Origin of the sequence: Streptomyces zhihengii (assembly GCF_016919245.1) — a bacterium.
Taxonomy (GTDB): Bacteria; Actinomycetota; Actinomycetes; order Streptomycetales; family Streptomycetaceae; genus Streptomyces; species Streptomyces zhihengii.
In genome coordinates, this window is the sequence record NZ_JAFEJA010000001.1 from 5,167,893 (window position 1) to 5,187,898 (window position 20,006).

At 70.8% G+C, this 20,006-nt stretch carries 21 protein-coding genes, 1 tRNA gene, 1 pseudogene and 1 riboswitch; of the genes and pseudogenes, 15 read left to right on the forward strand and 8 right to left on the reverse strand.

All coding sequences use genetic code 11. The features are described 5' to 3' along the window. Positions 1–150 precede the first annotated feature (150 nt). The 5 genes from JE024_RS21895 (at position 151) to JE024_RS21915 (ending at position 3,701) form a co-directional block, all read left to right on the forward strand. A complete protein-coding gene (locus JE024_RS21895) occupies positions 151–1,596 on the forward strand; it encodes an amino acid permease (RefSeq protein ID WP_205376664.1) in 1,446 nt (481 codons plus the stop codon). A 78-nt stretch (positions 1,597–1,674) separates the two neighbouring features. Further along, positions 1,675–2,100 carry a M67 family metallopeptidase gene (locus JE024_RS21900; RefSeq protein WP_205375218.1) on the forward strand — a complete coding sequence of 142 codons (426 nt, stop codon included), beginning with the start codon at positions 1,675–1,677 and terminating at the stop codon, positions 2,098–2,100. A 145-nt stretch (positions 2,101–2,245) separates the two neighbouring features. After that, complete coding sequence (locus JE024_RS21905; RefSeq protein WP_355650186.1) at positions 2,246–2,380, forward strand: putative leader peptide; 135 nt, start codon at positions 2,246–2,248, stop codon at positions 2,378–2,380. A 92-nt stretch (positions 2,381–2,472) separates the two neighbouring features. After that, positions 2,473–2,751, forward strand: coding sequence for a MoaD/ThiS family protein (locus JE024_RS21910; protein ID WP_147986662.1), 279 nt, complete (start codon positions 2,473–2,475; stop codon positions 2,749–2,751). Next, the gene (locus JE024_RS21915) at positions 2,751–3,701 is read left to right on the forward strand and encodes a PLP-dependent cysteine synthase family protein (protein ID WP_205375220.1); all 951 of its coding nucleotides are present in this window, start codon (positions 2,751–2,753) and stop codon (positions 3,699–3,701) included. The genes JE024_RS21910 and JE024_RS21915 overlap by 1 nt, the downstream gene beginning before the upstream one ends. 90 nt (positions 3,702–3,791) lie before the next feature. On the opposite strand, the gene JE024_RS21920 is transcribed toward JE024_RS21915, so the two are convergent. Then, on the reverse strand, positions 3,792–4,268 hold the full coding sequence (locus JE024_RS21920; protein WP_205375221.1) for a type II toxin-antitoxin system PemK/MazF family toxin: 477 nt from the start codon (positions 4,266–4,268) through the stop codon (positions 3,792–3,794). Positions 4,269–4,433: 165 nt separating this feature from the next. On the opposite strand from JE024_RS21920, the gene JE024_RS21925 reads away from it, so the two are divergent. The 3 genes from JE024_RS21925 (at position 4,434) to JE024_RS21935 (ending at position 7,390) form a co-directional block, all read left to right on the forward strand. Beyond that, complete coding sequence (locus JE024_RS21925) at positions 4,434–5,186, forward strand: MBL fold metallo-hydrolase (protein ID WP_205375222.1); 753 nt, start codon at positions 4,434–4,436, stop codon at positions 5,184–5,186. Between the two features lie 172 nt (positions 5,187–5,358). Next, entirely contained in the window at positions 5,359–6,963 is a 1,605-nt protein-coding gene (locus JE024_RS21930; RefSeq protein ID WP_205375223.1) for an APC family permease, read from the forward strand. A 1-nt stretch (position 6,964) separates the two neighbouring features. Beyond that, positions 6,965–7,390, forward strand: coding sequence for a universal stress protein (locus JE024_RS21935; RefSeq protein WP_205375224.1), 426 nt, complete (start codon positions 6,965–6,967; stop codon positions 7,388–7,390). A gap of 86 nt (positions 7,391–7,476) precedes the next feature. Here JE024_RS21935 and JE024_RS21940 read toward each other — a convergent pair whose 3' ends face one another. After that, complete coding sequence (locus JE024_RS21940; RefSeq protein ID WP_205375225.1) at positions 7,477–8,745, reverse strand: PTS transporter subunit EIIC; 1,269 nt, start codon at positions 8,743–8,745, stop codon at positions 7,477–7,479. Positions 8,746–9,006: 261 nt separating this feature from the next. Next, a complete protein-coding gene (locus tag JE024_RS21945) occupies positions 9,007–10,266 on the reverse strand; it encodes a PTS transporter subunit EIIC (protein WP_205375226.1) in 1,260 nt (419 codons plus the stop codon). Between the two features lie 246 nt (positions 10,267–10,512). Between JE024_RS21945 and JE024_RS21950 the strand changes: the two genes are divergently transcribed. The 4 genes from JE024_RS21950 (at position 10,513) to rdgB (ending at position 12,647) form a co-directional block, all read left to right on the forward strand. After that, positions 10,513–10,746: a PTS sugar transporter subunit IIB gene (locus tag JE024_RS21950; protein ID WP_205375227.1), complete on the forward strand. Its 234-nt coding sequence runs from the start codon at positions 10,513–10,515 to the stop codon at positions 10,744–10,746. A gap of 86 nt (positions 10,747–10,832) precedes the next feature. Continuing rightward, positions 10,833–11,555, forward strand: coding sequence for a ribonuclease PH (gene rph / locus JE024_RS21955; protein ID WP_205375228.1), 723 nt, complete (start codon positions 10,833–10,835; stop codon positions 11,553–11,555). Between the two features lie 95 nt (positions 11,556–11,650). Continuing rightward, on the forward strand, positions 11,651–12,037 hold the full coding sequence (locus JE024_RS21960) for a hypothetical protein (protein WP_205375229.1): 387 nt from the start codon (positions 11,651–11,653) through the stop codon (positions 12,035–12,037). 7 nt (positions 12,038–12,044) lie between these two features. Then, positions 12,045–12,647: an RdgB/HAM1 family non-canonical purine NTP pyrophosphatase gene (rdgB, locus tag JE024_RS21965; protein WP_205375230.1), complete on the forward strand. Its 603-nt coding sequence runs from the start codon at positions 12,045–12,047 to the stop codon at positions 12,645–12,647. 58 nt (positions 12,648–12,705) lie between these two features. Here the strand turns inward: rdgB and JE024_RS21970 are convergent. From JE024_RS21970 to bcp, 4 genes and pseudogenes are all read right to left on the reverse strand, one after another. Then, positions 12,706–12,789: transfer RNA gene (locus JE024_RS21970), tRNA-Leu, on the reverse strand. A gap of 531 nt (positions 12,790–13,320) precedes the next feature. Continuing rightward, positions 13,321–13,953, reverse strand: a pseudogene (locus JE024_RS21980) (HNH endonuclease); the annotation flags it as partial. Positions 13,954–14,088: 135 nt separating this feature from the next. Beyond that, entirely contained in the window at positions 14,089–15,585 is a 1,497-nt protein-coding gene (gene proP / locus JE024_RS21985) for a glycine betaine/L-proline transporter ProP (RefSeq protein WP_205375231.1), read from the reverse strand. 109 nt (positions 15,586–15,694) lie between these two features. Continuing rightward, complete coding sequence (bcp, locus tag JE024_RS21990) at positions 15,695–16,162, reverse strand: thioredoxin-dependent thiol peroxidase (RefSeq protein ID WP_205375232.1); 468 nt, start codon at positions 16,160–16,162, stop codon at positions 15,695–15,697. 156 nt (positions 16,163–16,318) lie between these two features. Between bcp and JE024_RS21995 the strand changes: the two genes are divergently transcribed. The 3 genes from JE024_RS21995 (at position 16,319) to JE024_RS22005 (ending at position 17,525) form a co-directional block, all read left to right on the forward strand. Beyond that, complete coding sequence (locus JE024_RS21995) at positions 16,319–16,639, forward strand: DUF3618 domain-containing protein (RefSeq protein WP_205375233.1); 321 nt, start codon at positions 16,319–16,321, stop codon at positions 16,637–16,639. A 97-nt stretch (positions 16,640–16,736) separates the two neighbouring features. Further along, positions 16,737–17,039 (forward strand): GroES family chaperonin, encoded by a 303-nt coding sequence (locus JE024_RS22000; protein WP_372449872.1) that lies wholly within the window; start codon positions 16,737–16,739, stop codon positions 17,037–17,039. 74 nt (positions 17,040–17,113) lie between these two features. Next, positions 17,114–17,172: riboswitch (guanidine-III (ykkC-III) riboswitch) on the forward strand. A 32-nt stretch (positions 17,173–17,204) separates the two neighbouring features. Continuing rightward, positions 17,205–17,525, forward strand: coding sequence for a DMT family transporter (locus JE024_RS22005; protein ID WP_205375235.1), 321 nt, complete (start codon positions 17,205–17,207; stop codon positions 17,523–17,525). A gap of 22 nt (positions 17,526–17,547) precedes the next feature. On the opposite strand, the gene JE024_RS22010 is transcribed toward JE024_RS22005, so the two are convergent. Beyond that, a complete protein-coding gene (locus JE024_RS22010) occupies positions 17,548–19,938 on the reverse strand; it encodes a transglycosylase domain-containing protein (protein WP_205375236.1) in 2,391 nt (796 codons plus the stop codon). Positions 19,939–20,006 lie beyond the last annotated feature (68 nt).

Here is a 20,006-nt window from a genome sequence, read left to right on the forward strand (position 1 = left end):
CACGACCACCCGGGAACGCCACCCCTGTTCCCGGGGGCGCTGGGACCGGCGGACCGCCGGTGGCACTCCATCCATATCCGGGGGGATCAGGACCTGATCCGCGACCGCCGTCCGGCGGAGCGGATCGGCATGGAGAAAGGGCGCATCACCATGACCTCGGTGCAGGTCGACAAGAACACCGGCGACGAGGCCGGGGGCAACACCTCGCAGGAAGGCTACGAGCGCGGGCTCGGCAGCCGTCAGGTCCAGATGATCGCCATCGGCGGCGCCATCGGCGTCGGCCTGTTCATGGGCGCCGGGGCGAACATCGCCAAGGCCGGGCCCAGCATCATCCTCATGTACGCCCTCGCGGGCGTCGTCATCTTCTTCATCATGCGGGCGCTCGGTGAGCTGCTCCTCTACCGGCCGGTCTCAGGTTCGTTCGCCGAATACGCGCGTGAGTTCCTCGGCCCCTTCTTCGGATTCGTCACCGGCTGGACCTACTGGCTGATGTGGGTGGTGACCGGCATGGCCGAACTCACCGCCGCGGCCATCTACATCCACTTCTGGTTCCCGTCCATCCCGCAATGGGTCAGCGCCCTGGTCTTCCTCGTGGTGCTGTTCGGCGTGAACCTGATCTCGGTGAAGATCTTCGGCGAGGTCGAGTTCTGGTTCTCGATGATCAAGGTCACCGCCATCATCGGCATGATCGTCATCGGCCTGGGCGTCCTCACCCTCGGCTTCTCCGACGCCGGTGACACCGCCACCGTCTCCAACCTCTGGTCCCACGGCGGGTTCTTCCCCAACGGCATCGGCTCCAGCCTGATGACGCTCCAGGGCGTCATGTTCGCCTACCTCGCCGTCGAACTCGTCGGCGTCACGGCGGGCGAGTCGGAGAACCCCGAGAAGACCCTGCCCAAGGCCATCAACACGCTGCCCTGGCGCATCATCGTCTTCTACGTCGGCGCCCTGCTGGTCATCCTGTCCGTCGTGAAGTGGACCGAATTCTCCGCGGGCGAGAGCCCGTTCGTCCACGCCTTCGGCAAGATCGGCATCCCGCTCGCGGCCGGCATCGTCAACTTCGTGGTCCTCACCGCGGCCCTGTCGTCCTGCAACTCCGGCATGTACTCCACCGGCCGGATGCTCCGCGACCTCGCCGCCAACAAGGAGGCCCCGCAGTCCTTCGGGAAGCTGAACGCCCGCCGCACCCCCGCCGTCGGCATCGCGGTCTCCGTGGCCCTCATGGGCATCGGCGTCGTCCTCAACTACGTCGTCCCGGAGAAGGCGTTCCTCTACGTCACCTCGGTGGCCACCGCGGCCGGCATCTGGACCTGGATGATGATCCTCGTCAGCCACATCCGCTACCGCTCCGCGGTCGAGGCCGGGCGCCTGCGCGCCTCGTCCTTCCCCGCCCCCGGCGGCGCCCTGTTCAGCTGGGTCGCGCTGCTCTTCCTCATCGGCGTGACCTGCATGATCGCGTACGACAAGGACGCGCGCGTCTGCCTGTACGTCGCGGCCGGCTGGGCCGTGTGCCTGGCCGTCGGCTGGAAGCTGCTCAAGAAGCGCGACCCGCGCATCGCCGAGCGCGACCGGCAGCAGGTGGACGCCGGCCGCTGACCGGCCCGTCACCCGCTCCGTCTCGGCAGGCGGCCTCCGGATCCCTGATCCGGGGGCCGTCTGCCTATTCTGTCGCCCATGCTGACCATCACCCGCGCCCTGTTCGACCAGATCGTGGCCCACGCCCGTGCGGACCACCCCGACGAGGCGTGCGGCGTCGTCGCGGGACCGGAGGGATCCGGCCGCCCCGAGCGGTTCATCCCCATGCTCAACGCCGCCCGCTCGCCCACGTTCTACGAGTTCGACTCCGCGGACCTGCTGAAGCTCTACCGCGAACTCGACGACAACGACGAGGAGCCGGTGATCATCTACCACTCCCACACCGCGACCGAGGCCTACCCCTCGCGCACCGACGTCACCTACGCCAACGAGCCGGGCGCCCACTACGTCCTCGTCTCCACGGCCGACCACGACGACGCGGGCCCCTTCCAGTTCCGCTCGTTCCGCATCGTGGACGGAGTGATCACGGAGGAAGACGTCAAGGTCGTCGAGGCCTACGCGTAGCACCCCCGCCCCCGCCCGGCCGGACCCGCCACCGGCCGGGCCGGGGAAGGGGCGCCCCCGGCTCCGGACCGCATACTGAGCCGGATCTTTCCATCATGTGAGATCACACTCCGGATCCCGGACCGGGAATCGATACGATGAGCGCATGGTTGTCCATGACGTGAGCGACAAGACGCCGAGCACCCTGCTGCTCGTTGCGCGGCTGCACGTCGACCTGTGCCGCCTCGCCAGTGCGATGTGTACGGCGCGCGCCCCGTTCGTACGCGCGACGACGGCCTGACGTACGAGCGCACCCGAGCCCAGCAGCACCCCCTCGCGCGGGGGGCCCGAGCCGCGCGCCCCTGCGCCACCCTTCCGACAGGAGCCCACACCATGGCCATCGAGGTCCGCATCCCGACCATCCTCCGCAGCTACACCGACGGAGCCAAGGCCGTCGAAGGCAACGGGAAGACCCTCGCCGACCTGTTCGCCGACCTCGAGTCCCGCCACACCGGCATCCAGGCGCGCATTGTCGACGGGGACCAGCTCCGCCGCTTCGTCAACGTCTACCTGAACGACGAGGACGTCCGCTTCCTCGACGGCATCTCCACCGAGCTGTCCGACGGCGACAACGTGACGATCCTGCCGGCCGTCGCCGGTGGAATGCGCTGATGCGGTACGACTCCCCCCTCGCGGCCGTCGGCAACACGCCCCTGGTCCGGCTGCCCCGACTGTCGCCCTCCGACGACGTCCGCATCTGGGCCAAGCTGGAGGACCGCAACCCGACCGGCTCGATCAAGGACCGCCCTGCGCTCCACATGGTCGAGCAGGCCGAGAAGGAAGGGCGGCTCACCCCCGGCTGCACCATCCTCGAACCGACCAGCGGCAACACCGGCATCTCACTGGCGATGGCGGCCCGGCTCAAGGGCTACCGCATCGTCTGCGTCATGCCGGAGAACACCTCGCAGGAGCGCCGCGACCTGCTCACCATGTGGGGCGCCGAGATCATCTCGTCCCCGGCGGCCGGCGGCTCCAACACCGCCGTCCGCGTGGCCAAGGAGCTCGCGGAGCAGAACCCCACCTGGGTGATGCTCTACCAGTACGGCAACCCGGGGAACGCCGGCGCCCACTACGCGACCACCGGCCCCGAGATCCTCGCCGACCTGCCGTCCATCACCCACTTCGTGGCCGGCCTCGGCACCACCGGCACCCTGATGGGAGTCGGCCGCTACCTGCGCGAGCACAAGCCCGACGTCAAGATCGTCGCCGCCGAGCCGCGCTACGACGACCTGGTCTACGGGCTGCGCAACCTCGACGAGGGCTTCGTCCCCGAGCTGTACGACGCCTCCGTGCTCACCACCCGCTTCTCCGTCGGCTCGGCGGACGCCGTCACCCGCACCCGTGAACTCCTCCAGCAGGAGGGCATCTTCGCGGGCGTCTCCACGGGAGCCGCGCTGCACGCCGCGATCGGCGTGGGCAGGAAGGCCCTCAAGGCGGGGGAGAGCGCCGACATCGCGTTCGTCGTCGCCGACGGAGGCTGGAAGTACCTGTCGACCGGCGTCTACACCGCGAAGACGACCGAAGAGGCGATCGCCGCCGTCCAGGGCCAGCTCTGGGCCTGACGCCGGACACACCGCGAGACGCCGACGGGCCGGGTGGTCCGTACCCGGGAGGTACGGACCACCCGGCCCGTTCCCGTACCGGCACCCGGCTCACGCCGACAGGTGCCGCACCTTCCGCCAGACCGCCGGATCGACCGTGCCCACCCTGCGGCGGAAGCCCGCCGGCCGCACCGTGCGCAGCTCGTCCGTCTCCAGGTAGCTCCGGCGCCCCCGCGCGTCGCCCACCGCGCCCGGCGGCAGCGCGACGACCCCCGGCCGCTCCTCGTGGTGCTTGCTGGTGATCTTCGCGACCAGCACCCCGCCGTCCCGCACCGACAGCACCAGGCACGGCCGGTCCTTCGACCCCGGCCCGTCCTCGTAGGGCACCTCGGCCCACCAGATCTCGCCGGGCACCGGAAGCCGCTTCCCCCGCCCCCGGGGGCGCTCGCCCGGGCGCGCCGGCGGACGGCCCCGGCCCGCGGGGCGCCGGCCGGCCCCCCGCCCACGGCGCCCGATCCCGTCCGAGAGCGCGGCCACGAGCGCCAGTACGACGACCGCGACCACGGCGAGCCACCACCACGTGTCCATGGGAAGACGGTACCCTCGCCTGCTCGGTGCGTCCCGGGCCGATCACGGGGTGAGTTCGCCCACAACAGAGCGTCGCTGAGGAGCGACCAGGGCTTTTGCGCCTTACGCTCGACGCACCGCACGACCCTCCCCCAGCCCTCCTTCGTCAACGGAGGTTCCAGCTCCATGAAGCTCACCGTCGTCGGTTGCTCGGGGTCGTTCCCTTCCGCGGATTCGGCCTGCTCGAGCTACCTCGTAGAGGCCGACGGCTTCCGGCTGCTCCTCGACATGGGCAACGGTGCCCTCGGCGAGCTGCAGCGCCACTGCGGTCTCTACGACCTCGACGCCATCTTCCTCAGCCATCTCCACGCCGACCACTGCATCGACATGTGCGGCTACTTCGTGGCCCGCTACTACCGCCACGAGGGCGGCCGCTGCCCCGCCATCCCGGTCTACGGACCCGAGGGCACCGAACAGCGGCTGGTCACGGCGTACGCGGACACGCCCACGGCGTCCGCGATGAGCGAGGTCTTCGACTTCCACACCCTGAAGGCGGGCAGCTTCGAGATCGGCCCGTTCTCGGTACGCACCGAACGCATGGCCCACCCCGTCGAGACCTATGCCATCCGCGTCGAGCACGGCGGCAGGTCGCTGACGTACTCCGGGGACACCGGCGTCAGCGCGACCCTCGACGAACTGGCGGCCGGCACCGATCTGTACCTGTGCGAGGCGTCGTTCGTGCACGGCAAGGAGGACATCCCCGACCTCCACCTCAACGGCCGCGAGGCCGGCGCATCCGCCCGCACGGCGGGGGCCGGCCGCCTGGTGCTGACCCACATCCCGCCCTGGACGGACGGCGCCCGCAACCTCGCCGACGCCCGCGAGGTCTACACCGGGCCCGCCGAGATCGCCCGGCCCGGCGCGGTCTACGAGATCTGACACCCCGCGCGCCCGGCCCGGTCCCGGGCGCCACACCCGGCTCCGCGCCCGCCCCGGCCCCGGACGGCACACCCGCCGCCGGGGCCCGGTCCGTCGCCGGGCCGAGTGCGCCGCCCGATGGCAGAATTGTCCGGGTACGCTCCGCTCCAACGCCTCGCGCAGCGGGGGCACCATGGCAGAAGACCTTGCGGGAACCGGCCCCTCCCACGGCACCGGCACCCGTCAACCGGAACTGAAGCACAACGCGATCGGCTTCTTCGACGCCCTCGTCATCGGCGTCAACTCGACGTCACCGGCCTACTCCCTGGCCGCCGTCATCGGCCCCATCGTGGCCCTCGTCGGGATCTACGCCCCCGGCGTGGTGCTGGCCTCCTTCGTCCCGATGCTGCTGATCGCCTCGGCCTTCTACTACCTCAACCGCGTCGACCAGGACTGCGGCACCACCTTCTCCTGGGTGACCCGCGCCATGGGACCGTGGGCCGGCTGGCTCGGCGGCTGGGCGATCATGATGACCGGCGTCCTGGTCGTCGGCTCGCTCGCCGACGTCGCCGTCGGCTTCGGACTCCTCACCGTCGGACTCGACAGCTGGGCCGAGAACGACTTCGTCCGCCAACTGCTCACCGTGCTGCTGATCATCGGCATGACGGCGATCTGCGTCATCGGCACCGAGGCGTCCGCCCGCGTCCAGAACGTGCTGATCGCCGCCCAGATCGTGTGCCTGCTGGTCTTCGCCGCCGTCGCGCTCTACCGCGTCTACGCCGGCACCGGCTCCCTCGACGGCGTCGAACCGCGCTTCGCCTGGCTCGACCCGTTCGGCGCGGGCGGCGCGGCCCTCACCGGCGGACTGCTGCTCGGCGTCTTCATGTACTGGGGCTGGGAGTCGGCGGTCAACCTCACCGAGGAGGTCAAGGACTCCGCCAGCGCCCCCGGCCGGGCCGGCATCTGGTCCACGATCGTGCTGGTGGTCACCTACCTGTCCGTCGGCATCGCCGTCGTCGCCTACGCGGGCCCCGCCTTCCTCGCGGAGAACGCCGCCGAGGAGGAGTTCATCTTCGCCGTCCTGGCCAACGAGGCGATGGGCGGCTGGGACTGGGTCGTGCTGCTCGCCGTCTCCACCTCCGCGCTCGCCTCCACCCAGACCACGATCATCCCGGCCTCCCGCACCGCGCTGTCGATGGCCCGACGCGGCGCACTGCCGAATCCGCTGGCCCGTATCCACCCCCGCTTCCGCACGCCCGACGTCAGCACCTGGGGCGTCGCCGTGGTCGCGATCGTCTGGTACCTCGTCGTCAACGCGATCAGCGAGAACGCGCTCTTCGACTCGCTCACCGCGCTGTCGCTGCTGATCGCCTTCTACTACGCGCTCACCGGGGTGGCCTGCGCCGTCTACTACCGCCGCAGGCTGACCGAGAGCGTGCGCAACTTCCTGCTCATCGGCCTCGGACCGCTCGTCGGGGCGGGGCTGCTCGCCTGGCTGCTGGTGGAGTCGGTCGGCGACATGGCCGACCCGGAGAACTCCTACAGCGGGGTGTCCTGGTTCGGTCTCGGCCCGCCGCTGGTCATCGGCATCGTCATCGTGGCCGTCGGCGTGCTCGTGATGATCGCCCAGCGGATCATGGGCGGCCCGTTCTGGCGGGAGCGCCCCTCGGTGGCCGGCCCGGACGCCGTGATCCACGGCGGGCACGGCGGCGACGGACCGGCCCCGCCGTCCGCGCCCGGAGCCTCCGGCAGTTCCGGTCCTTCCGGTCCTTCCGGGCCTCCCGGGAAGGGGACCTGAGATGCCGGTCGTCCTCGGCTACGACGAATCCCCCGGCGCGGTCCCGGCGCTGCGGGTGGCCGTCGAGGTGGCCGCCGCCTTCGGCGAACCGCTGGTCCTGGTGTACGGCGCGGCGGCCCCCGGCGCGATGGGGGAGGAGTACGCCTCCCACTCCGAGGCCCTGCGCAGGGCGGGCCGCACCGCACTGGGGCACGCGGTCGCGGTGGCGGACGAGGCCGGGGTGCCGACCACCGTCGAGATCCTCGACAAGCGCCCGGCCGCCGCGCTGCTGGACGCCGCGGCCCGGCACGACGCCCGGGTGATCGTCGTCGGCTCCTACGGCGAGAGCCCGATGCGCGGCGCGCTGCTCGGATCCACCCCGCACAAGCTGCTCCACCTGTCGCGGGTCCCGGTCCTGTGCGTCCCGGGCGACGCGGCCCCGGTGTGAGAAGAGGTGCCACAGCCCCCCCGCACGGGGCGGAGCCCCGGGCCAGGTGGCCCGGGGCTCCGCTTTGTGCCGGTGACGGCCCGGGGCTACTTGGCCTCGGCCTTCTGGAGCTCGGCGAGCTCCTCGTCGGACTCGCGGCCCGGCGTCGGCAGGTTGAACTTGACGATCGCGAAGCGGAAGACCACGTAGTAGACCGCCGCGAAGCACAGACCGACCAGGGCCAGGCCCCACGGGTTGGTCGCGATGCCCAGGTTGAGGAAGAAGTCGACCGCGCCGGCGGAGAAGCCGAAGCCGTCCTTCATGCCCAGCGCCCAGGTCAGCGCCATCGAGACACCGGTGAGCACCGCGTGGATCGCGTACAGCACCGGGGCGATGAACATGAACGTGAACTCGATCGGCTCGGTCACACCGGTGACGAAGGAGGTCAGCGCCAGGGAGAACATCATGCCGCCGACGACCTTGCGGCGCTCGGGGCGGGCGCAGTGCACGATCGCCAGGCAGGCGGCGGGCAGCGCGAACATCATGATCGGGAAGAAGCCGGTCATGAACTGTCCGGCGGTCGGGTCGCCCTCCAGGAAGCGGGCGATGTCGCCGCTCTTGCCGTTGAACTCGCCCGCCTGGAACCACGGGAAGGAGTTGAGCAGGTGGTGCATGCCGACGGGGATCAGACCGCGGTTGGCGACACCGAAGATGCCGGCGCCGACCGCGCCCGAGCCGACGAGCCACTCACCGAAGTGGTGCAGACCCGCGCCGAGGACCGGCCAGATGTAGCCGAAGGCGATGCCGATGACCAGACCGGCGAAGGCGGAGAGGATCGGGACCAGCCGGCGGCCGCCGAAGAAGCCCGCCCAGTCGGGGAGCTTGGTGCGGTAGAAGCGCTGGTAGAGCAGCGCGACGACGATGCCCATCACGACGCCGCCGAGCACCTTGGCGTCGACCGCCTGCTCGACCATCACGATCTTGCCGTCGACGATGGCCTCCTTCTCGGGGAGGCTGCCGTCGGTGAACGTGCCGAGCACGTTCTTGAAGACGAGGTAACCGGTCACGGCCGCGAGCGCGGTCGAGCCGTCGGCCTTCTTCGCGAAGCCGATCGCGATGCCCACCGCGAACAGCAGGGCCATGTTGTCGAGGATGGCGTTGCCACCCGCGGACATGAATCCGGCGATCTTGGTGACGAACTCCGGGAACGACTCCCTGCCGAGCATGTCGCTGTTCCCGAGCCGGACCAGCAGCGCGGCGGCCGGCAGCACGGCGACCGGCAGCATCAGGCTGCGGCCGATGCGCTGGAGCACCGCCATGGCGCCGGCGCCCGGCTTCTTCTTGTCCGCCGCGGGGGCGGCGCTGGCCGTGGACATCAACTTCCTCCAGGGAGCAAGGCGCCGCCGAAGGGTGCACAACGGGGGAGTCGGCGGCGACTCGAAACGGGGAACGCGGCAGTGGTCTGGACCGCGTGGTCTACACCATTGAGTGGTGTAGACCTGTTGTAGCACGGTGAGGGTTAGATAAGGAACCTTCGCATTTCCCGGCCGGGGTAACGATCCGGTCAACCACGACGGAGCCCCTGGACCCGACCGGGTCCAGGGGCCTTCTGATCTGCGGGTTTCTACCCCGTACGGCTACTTCGTCTGCTCCCGCTCCATCTCCTCCTGGACCTCCTCCGGCTCCCGGCCGGGGGTCGGAATATTGAAAGCGGTGATCAAAACTCTGAACAGCACGTAGTAGACGACCGCGAAACCCGCGCCGATCGGCAGGATCAGCCATGGCTTCGTATCGAGATGCCAGTTCACGACGTAGTCGATCAGCCCCGCCGAGAAGCTGAACCCCGCGTGCACCCCCAGCGCCCAGGTGATCGCCATCGAGGCACCCGTCAGCAGCGCGTGCAGCCCGTACAGCAGGGGCGCGGCGAACATGAACGAGAACTCCAGCGGCTCCGTCACGCCCGTCACGAACGACGTCAGCGCGACCGAGAACATCAGCCCCGCCACCCGCTTGCGGTGTTCGGGCCGGGCGCAGTGGGTGATCGCCAGCGCCGCCGCCGGCAGGCCGAACATCATGATCGGGAAGAAGCCGGACATGAACTGGCCCGCGTCCGGGTCGCCCGCGAAGAAGCGCGTCAGGTCGCCCTGCACCCCGGTGCCGTCCTCGTCCGTGTACTCGCCCGCCTGGAACCAGAAGAACGTGTTCAGGAACTGGTGCATGCCGATCGGGATCAGCAGGCGGTTCGCCACACCGAAGATGCCCGCACCCCACGCGCCCATGTCGATGAGCTGCTTGGAGAACCAGGTCAGCGCGTCGCCCACCGGCTCCCACAGCAGCCCGAACACCACACCCAGAGCGCAGCAGACGAACGCCATGATGATCGGGACCAGCCGCCGGCCGTTGAAGAAGCCCAGCCAGTCCACCAGTCTCGTCCGGTGGTAGCGCTGCCAGATCACCGCGGTCAGCAGGCCGATCAGGATGCCGCCCAGCACACCCGGATTCTGCGGGGTCCCGTCCGGCGTCAGCTCCGTCACCGACCCGTCCACCGGGAACGCCTTCAGCACGTTGAAGTAGACGAGGAAGCCCGCCACCGCGGCGAGCGCCGTCGACCCGTCGGCCTTCTTCGCGAAACCGATCGCGACACCGATGCAGAACAGCAGCGGCAGCCCCAGCGCCCCGTCCAGGATCCCGGTGCCGCCGTTGATCAGGACCTTCGAGGTCTTGTCCCAGAACGGCCCGTCCAGATAGGCCGCGAAGAGATTGCCGAGGCTGACCAGCAGACCGGCCGCCGGCAGCACGGCGACCGGGAGCTGAAGGCTGCGGCCCACCTTCTGGAGCCCTTGGAAGAGTCCGTTCCACCACTTGCGCTGCGGCGCGGCCGCACTCTCGGTGCTCATCGGCGTCCTCCCGGAACAGGCTCTGTTTGGCAGGCGTTGCAGACTGGTGTAGACCAGTCATCGGTGATCGGCCGCCCCCGCCGCACGCCTCGTACGGCAGGGGGCCGGTGATCGTCATCATTCGGTACGAGACGGCTGCCCGCCCGTGAACGTGGGCCAACCGTGCGTTACCGTGACAAACCGGACCAGCGGTGATCAACGGTGGGCCGAGGCAGCGCTCAGCGCACTTGAACGCAGGGAGACAACATGGCCAGCAAGGCAGAGAAGATCGTCGCCGGGCTCGGCGGAATCGACAACATCGAGGAGATCGAAGGCTGCATCACCCGCCTTCGCACCGAGGTCATCGACCCCGCCAAGGTCGACGAAGCCGCCCTCAAGGCCGCCGGCGCCCACGGCGTCGTCAAGATGGGCACCGCGATCCAGGTCGTCATCGGCACCGACGCCGACCCCATCGCCGCCGACATCGAAGACATGATGTGAGCTGACACCACCACGGCACACCCGAGGGGCCTGAATCCGATCAACCGGAACAGGCCCCTCACCCATCTGCCGATAGGCTCGCCCCCATGTCACGCATCGACGGCCGCACCCCCGAACAGCTCCGCCCCGTCACCATCGAACGCGGATGGAGCAAGCACGCCGAGGGCTCCGTCCTCATCTCCTTCGGCGACACCAAGGTCTTCTGCACCGCCTCCTTCACCGAAGGCGTGCCCCGCTGGCGCAAGGGCAGCGGCGAAGGCTGGGTCACCAGCGAGTACTCGATGCTCCCCCGCTCCACCAACACCCGCGGCGACCGCGAATCCGTCCGCGGCAAGATCGGCGGCCGCACCCACGAGATCAGCCGCCTCATCGGCCGCTCCCTGCGCGCGGTCATCGACTACAAGGCCCTCGGCGAGAACACCATCGTCCTCGACTGCGACGTCCTCCAGGCCGACGGCGGCACCCGCACCGCCGCCATCACCGGCGCCTACGTCGCCCTCGCCGACGCCGTCACCTGGGCCCAGGGCAAGAAGCTGGTCAAGGCCGGCCGCAAGCCCCTCACCGGCACCGTCGCCGCCGTCAGCGTCGGCATCGTCGACGGCACCCCCCTCCTCGACCTCTGCTACGAGGAGGACGTCCGCGCCGAGACCGACATGAACGTCGTCTGCACCGGCGACGGCCGCTTCGTCGAGGTCCAGGGCACCGCCGAGGCCGAGCCCTTCGACCGCAAGGAGCTCAACGCCCTCCTCGACCTCGCCACCGGAGGCTGCGCCGACCTCGCCGCCCTCCAGCGCGACGCCCTCGCCTGACCGGGCAACCGAACCACGCCCCCCGGCGTCAACACCGGTACGGGCGCACGGGCCGAACCGTGCGCCCGGCCACCACCCGGGGAGGACCGTTCCACATGGCCGCGCGCCGACGTATCGCCCTCAGCATCGCCACCGCCGCCCTGCTCGTGCCCGCCGCCGTCGGCTGCGCCGCACTCGACAAGGCCATCGAATGCGTCGAGACCGCCGACGCCATAGCGACCAGCGTCGGCAACCTCCAGGACGCCGTCGCCACCGGCACCAGCGACCTCGGCCAGGCCAGGGAATCCCTCGACGCCATCGACCGCGAACTCGGCAACCTCGGCGACAAGACCGACAACGCCGACCTGAGCAAGGCCGTCGACGACCTCAAGACCGGCGTCACCAACGTGCGCACCGCCATCGAGAACGGCGACGCCACCCCCGACATCTCACCCGTCACCGACGCCGCCACCGAGATCGGCAAGGTCTGCACCCCCGGATAATCGGGGCATGACCCGACTCATCCTCGCCACCCGCAACGCCGGGAAGATCACCGAACTGAAGGCCATCCTCGCCGACGCCGGCATCACCCACGAACTCGTCGGCGCGGAGGCCTTCCCCGAGATCCCCGACGTCAGGGAAACCGGCGTCACCTTCGCCGAGAACGCCCTCCTCAAGGCCCACGCCCTCGCCCGCGCCACCGGCCTGCCCGCCGTCGCCGACGACTCCGGCCTCTGCGTCGACGTCCTCGGCGGCGCCCCCGGCATCTTCTCCGCCCGCTGGTCCGGCACCCACGGCAACGACCAGGCCAACCTCGACCTGCTGCTCGCCCAGCTCCTCGACATCGACACCCCCCACCGCGGCGCCCACTTCGCCTGCGCCGCCGCCCTCGCCCTCCCCGACGGCACCGAACGCGTCGTCGAGGGCCGCCTCACCGGCACCCTCCGCCGCGCCCCCCACGGCACCAACGGCTTCGGCTACGACCCGATCCTCCAGCCCGACGGCGACGACCGCACCTGCGCGGAACTCACCCCCGCCGAGAAGAACGCCATCAGCCACCGCGGCAAGGCCTTCCGCGCCTTGGTGCCGGCGGTGCGGGAACTGCTGGGCTGAGGGGGGACGTGACGGACGCCGAGGGCCCCGCGCACGTGTGCGCGGGGCCCTCTCGATGTGCGGCCGGGGGGACTCGAACCCCCACGGGATCTCTCCCACAGGTTCCTAAGACCTGCGCGGCTGCCAATTACGCCACGGCCGCCCCGGATCTGGCATGCGCCTCAGCCGGCTGCGGTCAGTCTACGGCCGCGCCGTGCGGCGCAGCGACCGGCCTGCGTGATCCGCCGCGACACCAGGTCCCGGTCACCGCGTGGCAGTTGGGGCAGAGCAGTCGGAGGTTCTCGCGGCGGTCGTCGTGCCGGTCGCCGCTGACGTGGTCGACCTCCAGAACCATCCTCCGCCCGTGCCAGCGGGGCCCGGTCCCGCACCCGGCGCACCGCTCCGGGACCCCGGTCTCCATCAGCGCGCGGCGCAGCACCACCGTTCTCGTCCGGTGATCCCGCCCGTGCCGGACCAGGACCTCGTCCGCGCTCCGTGCCGAGGGGCCCGGCTGTGCGGGCGAGTGGTTCTGCCGGTGGAAGTGCGAGGTGTCCAGGCCGTGCTCGGACACGAGCGCATGGAAGAGGGCGCGCTGCCGGGTGCTCACCGGGCGGCCCATCAGACGCAGCGCTCCCGCCACGGAGACCGCGCCCGCGACGGCGGCCCGGAGCTCATCGACGGAGCCCGGCGCGACCGAGCGGTTCCCCGCCCGGCCCCGGTAGGTGTCGGTGACCGCGTGGCAGTTGGGACAGAGCAGCCGCAGGTTCTCCGGGCGGTTGTTCCGCCAGTCCCCGTCCTGATGGTCGACCTCCAGGGGGAGCGGGCGGTCGCGCCAGTGCGGAGCCGTGCCGCACAGCGCGCACCGATCCGGGACCCCGGCCGCGATCATCGCTCTGCGCAGGCGTTCACCGGGGATGCGTCGCGAGCGGTCCGGCGGCTGGAGCGAGAGGACCGCCATCGGGTCGCGCCGTCTGGTCTCTCCCGCCCGGTCCGGCGGCCCGAAGTGGGTGGTGTCCAGGCCGAGCGCCCTGACCCGCCTGCTGATGTGGGTGTGATACCCGCCCACGACGTCGAGCCCGAGGCGTCTCAGCACCTCGCACATGCTCGTCGACGCGGCGACCACGGGGGTGAGGACCTCGCGCGTCCACCGCACCCCCTCGCGTTCGAAGTGCGAGGTGTCGACGCCGAGGCGGATCAGGCGCGCACGGAGGTAACGGCGGCTCGCTCCGTCCGGGGCCAGTCCGAGCCCGGTCATCAGCTCGCTCATGCATCGTGCGTCGCGTGCCGCCGCGTCGAGGCACTCCTTGGTGAACCGGCTCGCACCCATCCCGCCCCCTCCCCGGCCACCCGTCCGCGGCCCGTACGGACCAACGAACCGTTTATCGGACGGTCACGCGCGGAAAGCGGAGCGCCCCGCCTCCATTTCTGGGGGCGGGGCGCTCCGGGAGGGGAGGGGGCGGGGTCAGAACTTGGGGTCGGGGGCCGTGGCGAGGACCATGTCGGCGGCTTCCTCCTTGGTACTGACGGAGGGGGGTGAGCCGTCGAGGGGCTTCTGGGCGGTCTCCTTCATGCAGGCGACGGCGATCACGCCGACCAGGGCGGCGGCCATGGAGTAGTAGGCCGGCATCATGTTGCTGCCGGTCAGGCTGATGAGGGCGGTGATCACCAGGGGGGTGGTGCCGCCGAAGAGTGACGCCGAGAGGTTGTAGCCGACCGAGAGCGAGCCGTAGCGCACCTGGGTGGGGAAGAGCGCGGGGAGGGCCGCGGACATCGTGCCGAGGAGGCAGACCAGGGAGAGGCCGAGCATCAGCATGCCCGCGATGATGGCCGGGATGCTGCCCTGGCCGATGAGCAGGAAGGCGGGGGCCGACAGGAACAGGAAGCCCAGCATGCCGGTCATCAGGAGCGGCTTGCGGCCGAAGCGGTCGCTGAGGCGGCCGACCTGGTTGATGACGGCCATGAGGGCGACCATCACGCCGAGCAGGATCAGCAGGCCGTGGGTCTCGCTGTAGCCGAGCTCGTCGGACAGGTAGGTCGGCATGTAGGACAGCAGCATGTAGTCGGTGATGTTGTAGGCGCCGACCAGGGCGATGCACAGGATCAGGGTGGGCCAGTACTGGCGGAAGATCTTGGCGAGGTCGCCCTTGGTGGAGGTCTCGACGGCGTCCGCGGCCTCGGAGGCGCGGGCGGACTCGTCCTCCAGCTTCTGGAAGGCGGGGGTCTCGTCGAGGCGCAGTCGCAGGTAGAGGCCGACGAGGCCGAGGGGTCCGGCGACGAGGAAGGGGACGCGCCAGCCCCAGTCCTCCATGGCGGCGTCGCCGAGGAGGGCGGTGAGGGCGGTGACGAGGCCCGCGGCGCCGACGTAGCCGGCGAGGGTGCCGAATTCGAGGAAGCTGCCGAAGAAGCCGCGGCGCTTGTCGGGCGCGTACTCGGCGATGAAGGTGGAGGCGCCGCCGTACTCGCCGCCGGTGGAGAAGCCCTGGACGAGGCGGAAGAGGATCAGCAGGACGGGTGCCCAGAAGCCGATCGCCGAGTAGGACGGGATCAGGCCGATGGCGAAGGTGCCGACGGCCATGAGGATCATCGTCAGGGCGAGGACCTTCTTGCGGCCGATGCGGTCGCCCATGGGGCCGAAGAACATGCCGCCGAGGGGCCGTACCAGGAAGGCGACGGCGAAGGTGGCGAAGGACGACAGGAGCTGGGCGGTGTCGTTGCCGGACGGGAAGAAGACGTGGCCGATGGTGACGGCCAGGTAGCTGTAGATCCCGAAGTCGAACCACTCCATGGCGTTGCCGAGTGAGGCCGCCTTGACGGCGCGCTTGACCGCGGCGTCGTCGGTGACGGTGATGTCCGTCCGCCTGAGCTTGGGGTTTCTCCGCTGCTTGATGGTGCGGAAGAGCACGGGGTGCCGCTTGACCGCCGCGGGATCCGGAGTGTCCCGCTGTTCCGAACCCGCCATGTCGCGTCCTCTCCTGGAAGGTGCTGCCAGGAGATACGTCTGACCGATCGTGGCGAAAGCAAACCGCGGTCCCTGGAGTGGGACCGCGGTCACAGCGGGCGGGGGACGGTCAGATCCCCAGATCCTTGATGATCTTGGCGACGTGGCCGGTGGCCTTGACGTTGTAGAGGGCGCGTTCGACCTTGCCGTCCTCGTCGACGACGACGGTGGAGCGGATGACCCCGGTCACCGTCTTGCCGTAGAGCTTCTTCTCGCCGAAGGCCCCGTAGGCGGTGAGGACCTCCTTGGAGGGGTCTCCGACGAGGGTGACCTTGAGGTTCTCGGTCTCGCGGAACTTCGCGAGCTTCTCGGGCTTGTCGGGGGAGACGCCGATGACGTCGTAGCCGGCCGCGGCGAGCAGGTCGAGGTTGTCGGTGAAGTCGCAGGCCTGCTTGGTGCAGCCCGGGGTGAGCGCCGCGGGGTAGAAGTACACGATGACCTTGCGGCCCTTGTGGTCGGCCAGCGAGATCTCGTTGCCGTCGGCGTCGGGAAGGGTGAAGGCGGGGGCGGTGTCGCCGGGTGCCAGGCGCTCGCTCATGGTTCTCCGTACGTTGCTGGGCGGCCGTGAGGGTGTACGCCGTCGAGCGTAATGGGGGTGCCGTGGGGTGCGGGGAGGCGGTAGCTGACAGACTGTCGATGTCGGAACACAGGACGACACGACCACAGACGACGACACGACCAGGGAGGCGGCGCGGTGTCGGATACCAGGACCCCTGCGCAGATCGAGGCGGACATCGTCCGCCGGCGCGAGCAGCTGGCCGAGATGCTCGACGAGATCGGTGTGCGCGTGCATCCCAAGACGATGATCGGTGACGCGAAGGCGAAGGTGGCGTCGACGGTGGACGCGACCGCCGGGCGCGCGTTCGTGGCGGTGAACCGCACGGTGTCGGACGTGAAGGCCAGGTTCGTGTCCGAGGAGGGCGCGCCGCGGCTGGAGCGGGTGGTGCCGGTGGCGCTGGTGGCCGTCGGTCTGATGGGCCTGCTGGCGATGTCGGCGCGCCGGCGCAGGGTGTGACCCTGTGGGGCGCCGGGGCCCGCGGGGCGGGTAGGTTCGTCGCGTGAGCGCCAGCAGAGATGAGCACAGGACCCAGCACGACAAGCTTCCGATCCGGATGCTGCACGACCGTGTGCTGGTGCGGACGGACATCCCGGAGGGTGAGCGGCGCTCCAGCGGGGGCATCGTGATCCCGGCGACCGCCGCGGTCGGCCGGCGTCTGGCGTGGGCCGAGGTGGTCGCGGTCGGGCAGAACGTGCGCACGGTGGAGATCGGCGACCGGGTGCTCTACGACCCGGAGGACCGGGCCGAGGTCGAGGTGCGGGGCGTGGCGTACGTGCTGATGCGCGAGCGCGATCTGCACGCGGTGGCCGCCGACCGTTTCCAGGGTTCGGAGGATTCGACGGGGCTGTACCTGTAGGCGCGCCGAGGGTGTGGGCCGGGGCCGGTGGCGGAGGTCACCGGCCCTTGGCATGGGGGCGGCGGCCGGTGCTTGCTACGGTGGACCGACCCGACGAGACGCGCCGTACCGGGCTCCGCAAAGACGACGCACCCCGTGTTGTTCCCGTGTCTCGGAGGTGCCGTCATGGCCTGGGTCCTGCTCATCGTCGCCGGTCTGCTCGAAGTGGGCTGGTCGATCGGGATGAAGTTCACCGAGGGGTTCACCCGGCTGTGGCCGAGTGTGTTCACCGGTCTCGGGATCGTCGCGAGCATGGTGCTGCTCGCGCAGGCGGCGAAGACGCTGCCGATCGGTACGGCCTACGGCGTGTGGGTCGGTATCGGTGCCGCGGGTGCGGCGGTGGTGGGGATGCTGGTGCTGAACGAGCCGGTGACGGCGGCCCGGATCTTCTTCGTGTGTCTGCTGCTGGTGGCCGTGGTGGGTCTGAAGGCGACCTCGGGTCACTGAGCCGCGCGCGCGGTGACCGCGGTCACCGGGGCGTGTCGCCGCTGCCGGGTCCGCTGCCGGGTGCTTCGCCCGCGGCGGGGCCGGGGGCGGGATCGGGCGCCGGTCCGGCCGCGGTGGCGGGCAGGGCGGCGGGCGGTCCGGTCGTGGGGGCCGTGGCCGTTCCGCCGGGTCCGGGGCCGGGGAGTGTGGTGCCCGGGCCGGGGGTGTCCGTGCCGCCGGTGGGTGCCGGGGCGGTGGTCCGCCCGGGGCCGGTGGGTGCGGCGGGCCCGCCCGCGCCTTCCTCCCAGCCGCCGTCCCCGCCGTCGCCCTCGCCTTCGGCGTCGTAGGGCGGCGTGGACTCGCCGGTTTCCGCGGACTCCTCCGCCTCGTCGGGCTCCTTGATGGGTTCGGTCACCTCCAGGTCGAAGCCGCGGACTTCGCTGCCTTCCAGGGCGGCGGAGGTGTAGCGGGCCCAGATCTCGGCGGGGATGCCGCCGCCGTTGACACGGGGCGCGCCGAGGGCGCCGTAGAGCGGGGTCTGGGCGCCCGTCTTCGGGTCCTGGCCCATGACGGCGACGACGGTGACCAGGTCGGGGGTGTATCCGGCGAACCATGCGGCGCGGTCCTCCTCGGCGGTGCCGGTCTTCCCCGCGGCCGGCCGGCCGACCGCGCCGGCGGCGGCGCCGGTGCCCCCGTCGACGACGCTCTGCAGGACGGCGGTGGTGGTGTCGGCGGCCTCCCGGGAGACGGCGCGGCGGGCGGGGCGTTCGGGGAGGGCGATCTCGGAGCCGTTGCGGGTGATCTTGCTGACGAGGGTGTGCTCGGTGTGCCTGCCGTGGTTCGCGAGGGTGGTGTAGGCCTCCGCCATGTCGAGGACGCTGGCGGTGGCGGTGCCCAGGGCGATGGAGGGGGAGGGGGTGAGGTCGGGGGTGGTGGCGGGCAGGCCGAGGGCGATCGCGGTGCGGCGCACCTTCTCGGGGCCGACGTCGACGGCCATCTGCGCGTAGACGGCGTTGACGGACTCGTCGGTGGCCCGGCTGATGGAGACGGGGCCGTAGGAGACGTCGTCCTCGTTGTCGGGGGCGTACTCGGCGCCGGTCCAGCCCTGGACGGGGCGGGCGCTGGTGCCGTCGTAGACGGTGTTGGGGGTGATGGGCCGGCCGCTCTGGGTGGTGGAGCCGTGTTCCACGGCGGCGGTGAAGACGAAGGGCTTGAAGCTGGAGCCGACCTGGTAGTCGCGGCGGGTGGCGTTGTTGACGAACTGGCGGGTGTAGTCGATGCCGCCGTACATGGCGACGACGTCGCCGGTGGCGGGGTCGATGGAGGCGCCGCCGACGCGGACGTTGCGGTCGGCGTCGTTGTCCTCGTCGAGCCGGGAGGTGACCTCCTCGTCGACGGCCCCGGTGAACGCGTCCTGCTTGGCGCGGTCGAGCGTGGTGGTGATGCGGTAGCCGCCGCCCGCGAGGGTCTTCTCGTCGACGGTGCCGGTCGCGTCCAGGTGGTCGCGGACGGCCTGCACGATGTAGCCGCGCTGGCCGGAGAGGCCGGTGGAGGTCGCCTTGGCGGCCTGCGGTGCGGGGAAGCGCATGGCGGCGCGGGCGGCGGGGGTGAGCCACTTCTCCTTGACCATGCCGTCGACGACGTAGTTCCAGCGGGCGATGGCGGCGGCCCGGTTGCGGGGGTGGGCGGCGACGTCGTAGGCGCTGGGGGCCTTGAGCAGGGAGGCGAGGTAGGCGCCCTCGGCGGCGCCGAGGTCGGCGACGTCCTTGCCGTAGTAGGCCTGGGCGGCGGCCTGGATGCCGTAGGCGTTGCGGCCGAAGTAGCTGGTGTTGAGGTAGCCCTGGAGGATGTCGCTCTTGCTCTGCTCGCGGCCGAGCTTGACGGCGATGAAGAACTCCTTGACCTTGCGGGTCACGGTCTGTTCCTGCACGAGGTAGTAGTTCTTCACGTACTGCTGGGTGATGGTGGAGCCGGACTGCCGGCCCTTGCCGGTGACGGTGTTCCAGGCGCCGCGGACCATGGCCGCCGGGTCGATGGCGGGCTGGGTCCAGAAGTCGCGGTCCTCGGCGGCGAGTACGGCCCGCTGGACGTCGAGCGGTACCTGGTCGAGGGGGACGTTCTCCCGGTTGACCTCGCCGTCGCGGGCGATGGGGGTGCCGTCGCGGTAGAGGTAGACGTTGGTCTGCGCGGTCGCGGAGGCGTTGGCGGCGGGGATGTCCACGAGCAGATAGCCCGCCAGGAAGCCGCCGATCAGCAGGACGGCGACGGCCAGGGTGGTGCCGAGGACGATCCGCCAGGTGGGGACGAGGCGCCGCCAGCCGGTGCGCCTGCGGCGGGCCTTGCCCGAGGTCTTCTGGGCGGGCGCGGGCTCGGCCGGGCCGGGCACGGTCGCGTCCCGGGGGGTCCAGCCTTGCTGCTGCGGCTCGTCACTCATTCCCCCATAGTGCACTTTTTGTGGTGATATCCCCTGGATCCGGACACGAGGCGGCCGGAAAAGCGCTC

Bases quoted from the DNA above. Each gene is read 5' to 3' on its own strand.
- JE024_RS21895 (WP_205376664.1), top strand. From the start codon at position 151: ATGACCTCGGTGCAGGTCGACAAGAACACCGGCGACGAGGCCGGGGGC.
- JE024_RS21900 (WP_205375218.1), top strand. From the start codon at position 1,675: ATGCTGACCATCACCCGCGCCCTGTTCGACCAGATCGTGGCCCACGCC.
- JE024_RS21905 (WP_355650186.1), top strand. From the start codon at position 2,246: ATGGTTGTCCATGACGTGAGCGACAAGACGCCGAGCACCCTGCTGCTC.
- JE024_RS21910 (WP_147986662.1), top strand. From the start codon at position 2,473: ATGGCCATCGAGGTCCGCATCCCGACCATCCTCCGCAGCTACACCGAC.
- JE024_RS21915 (WP_205375220.1), top strand. From the start codon at position 2,751: ATGCGGTACGACTCCCCCCTCGCGGCCGTCGGCAACACGCCCCTGGTC.
- JE024_RS21920 (WP_205375221.1), bottom strand. From the start codon at position 4,268: ATGGACACGTGGTGGTGGCTCGCCGTGGTCGCGGTCGTCGTACTGGCG.
- JE024_RS21925 (WP_205375222.1), top strand. From the start codon at position 4,434: ATGAAGCTCACCGTCGTCGGTTGCTCGGGGTCGTTCCCTTCCGCGGAT.
- JE024_RS21930 (WP_205375223.1), top strand. From the start codon at position 5,359: ATGGCAGAAGACCTTGCGGGAACCGGCCCCTCCCACGGCACCGGCACC.
- JE024_RS21935 (WP_205375224.1), top strand. From the start codon at position 6,965: ATGCCGGTCGTCCTCGGCTACGACGAATCCCCCGGCGCGGTCCCGGCG.
- JE024_RS21940 (WP_205375225.1), bottom strand. From the start codon at position 8,745: ATGTCCACGGCCAGCGCCGCCCCCGCGGCGGACAAGAAGAAGCCGGGC.
- JE024_RS21945 (WP_205375226.1), bottom strand. From the start codon at position 10,266: ATGAGCACCGAGAGTGCGGCCGCGCCGCAGCGCAAGTGGTGGAACGGA.
- JE024_RS21950 (WP_205375227.1), top strand. From the start codon at position 10,513: ATGGCCAGCAAGGCAGAGAAGATCGTCGCCGGGCTCGGCGGAATCGAC.
- rph (WP_205375228.1), top strand. From the start codon at position 10,833: ATGTCACGCATCGACGGCCGCACCCCCGAACAGCTCCGCCCCGTCACC.
- JE024_RS21960 (WP_205375229.1), top strand. From the start codon at position 11,651: ATGGCCGCGCGCCGACGTATCGCCCTCAGCATCGCCACCGCCGCCCTG.
- rdgB (WP_205375230.1), top strand. From the start codon at position 12,045: ATGACCCGACTCATCCTCGCCACCCGCAACGCCGGGAAGATCACCGAA.
- proP (WP_205375231.1), bottom strand. From the start codon at position 15,585: ATGGCGGGTTCGGAACAGCGGGACACTCCGGATCCCGCGGCGGTCAAG.
- bcp (WP_205375232.1), bottom strand. From the start codon at position 16,162: ATGAGCGAGCGCCTGGCACCCGGCGACACCGCCCCCGCCTTCACCCTT.
- JE024_RS22000 (WP_372449872.1), top strand. From the start codon at position 16,737: ATGCTGCACGACCGTGTGCTGGTGCGGACGGACATCCCGGAGGGTGAG.
- JE024_RS22005 (WP_205375235.1), top strand. From the start codon at position 17,205: ATGGCCTGGGTCCTGCTCATCGTCGCCGGTCTGCTCGAAGTGGGCTGG.
- JE024_RS22010 (WP_205375236.1), bottom strand. From the start codon at position 19,938: ATGAGTGACGAGCCGCAGCAGCAAGGCTGGACCCCCCGGGACGCGACC.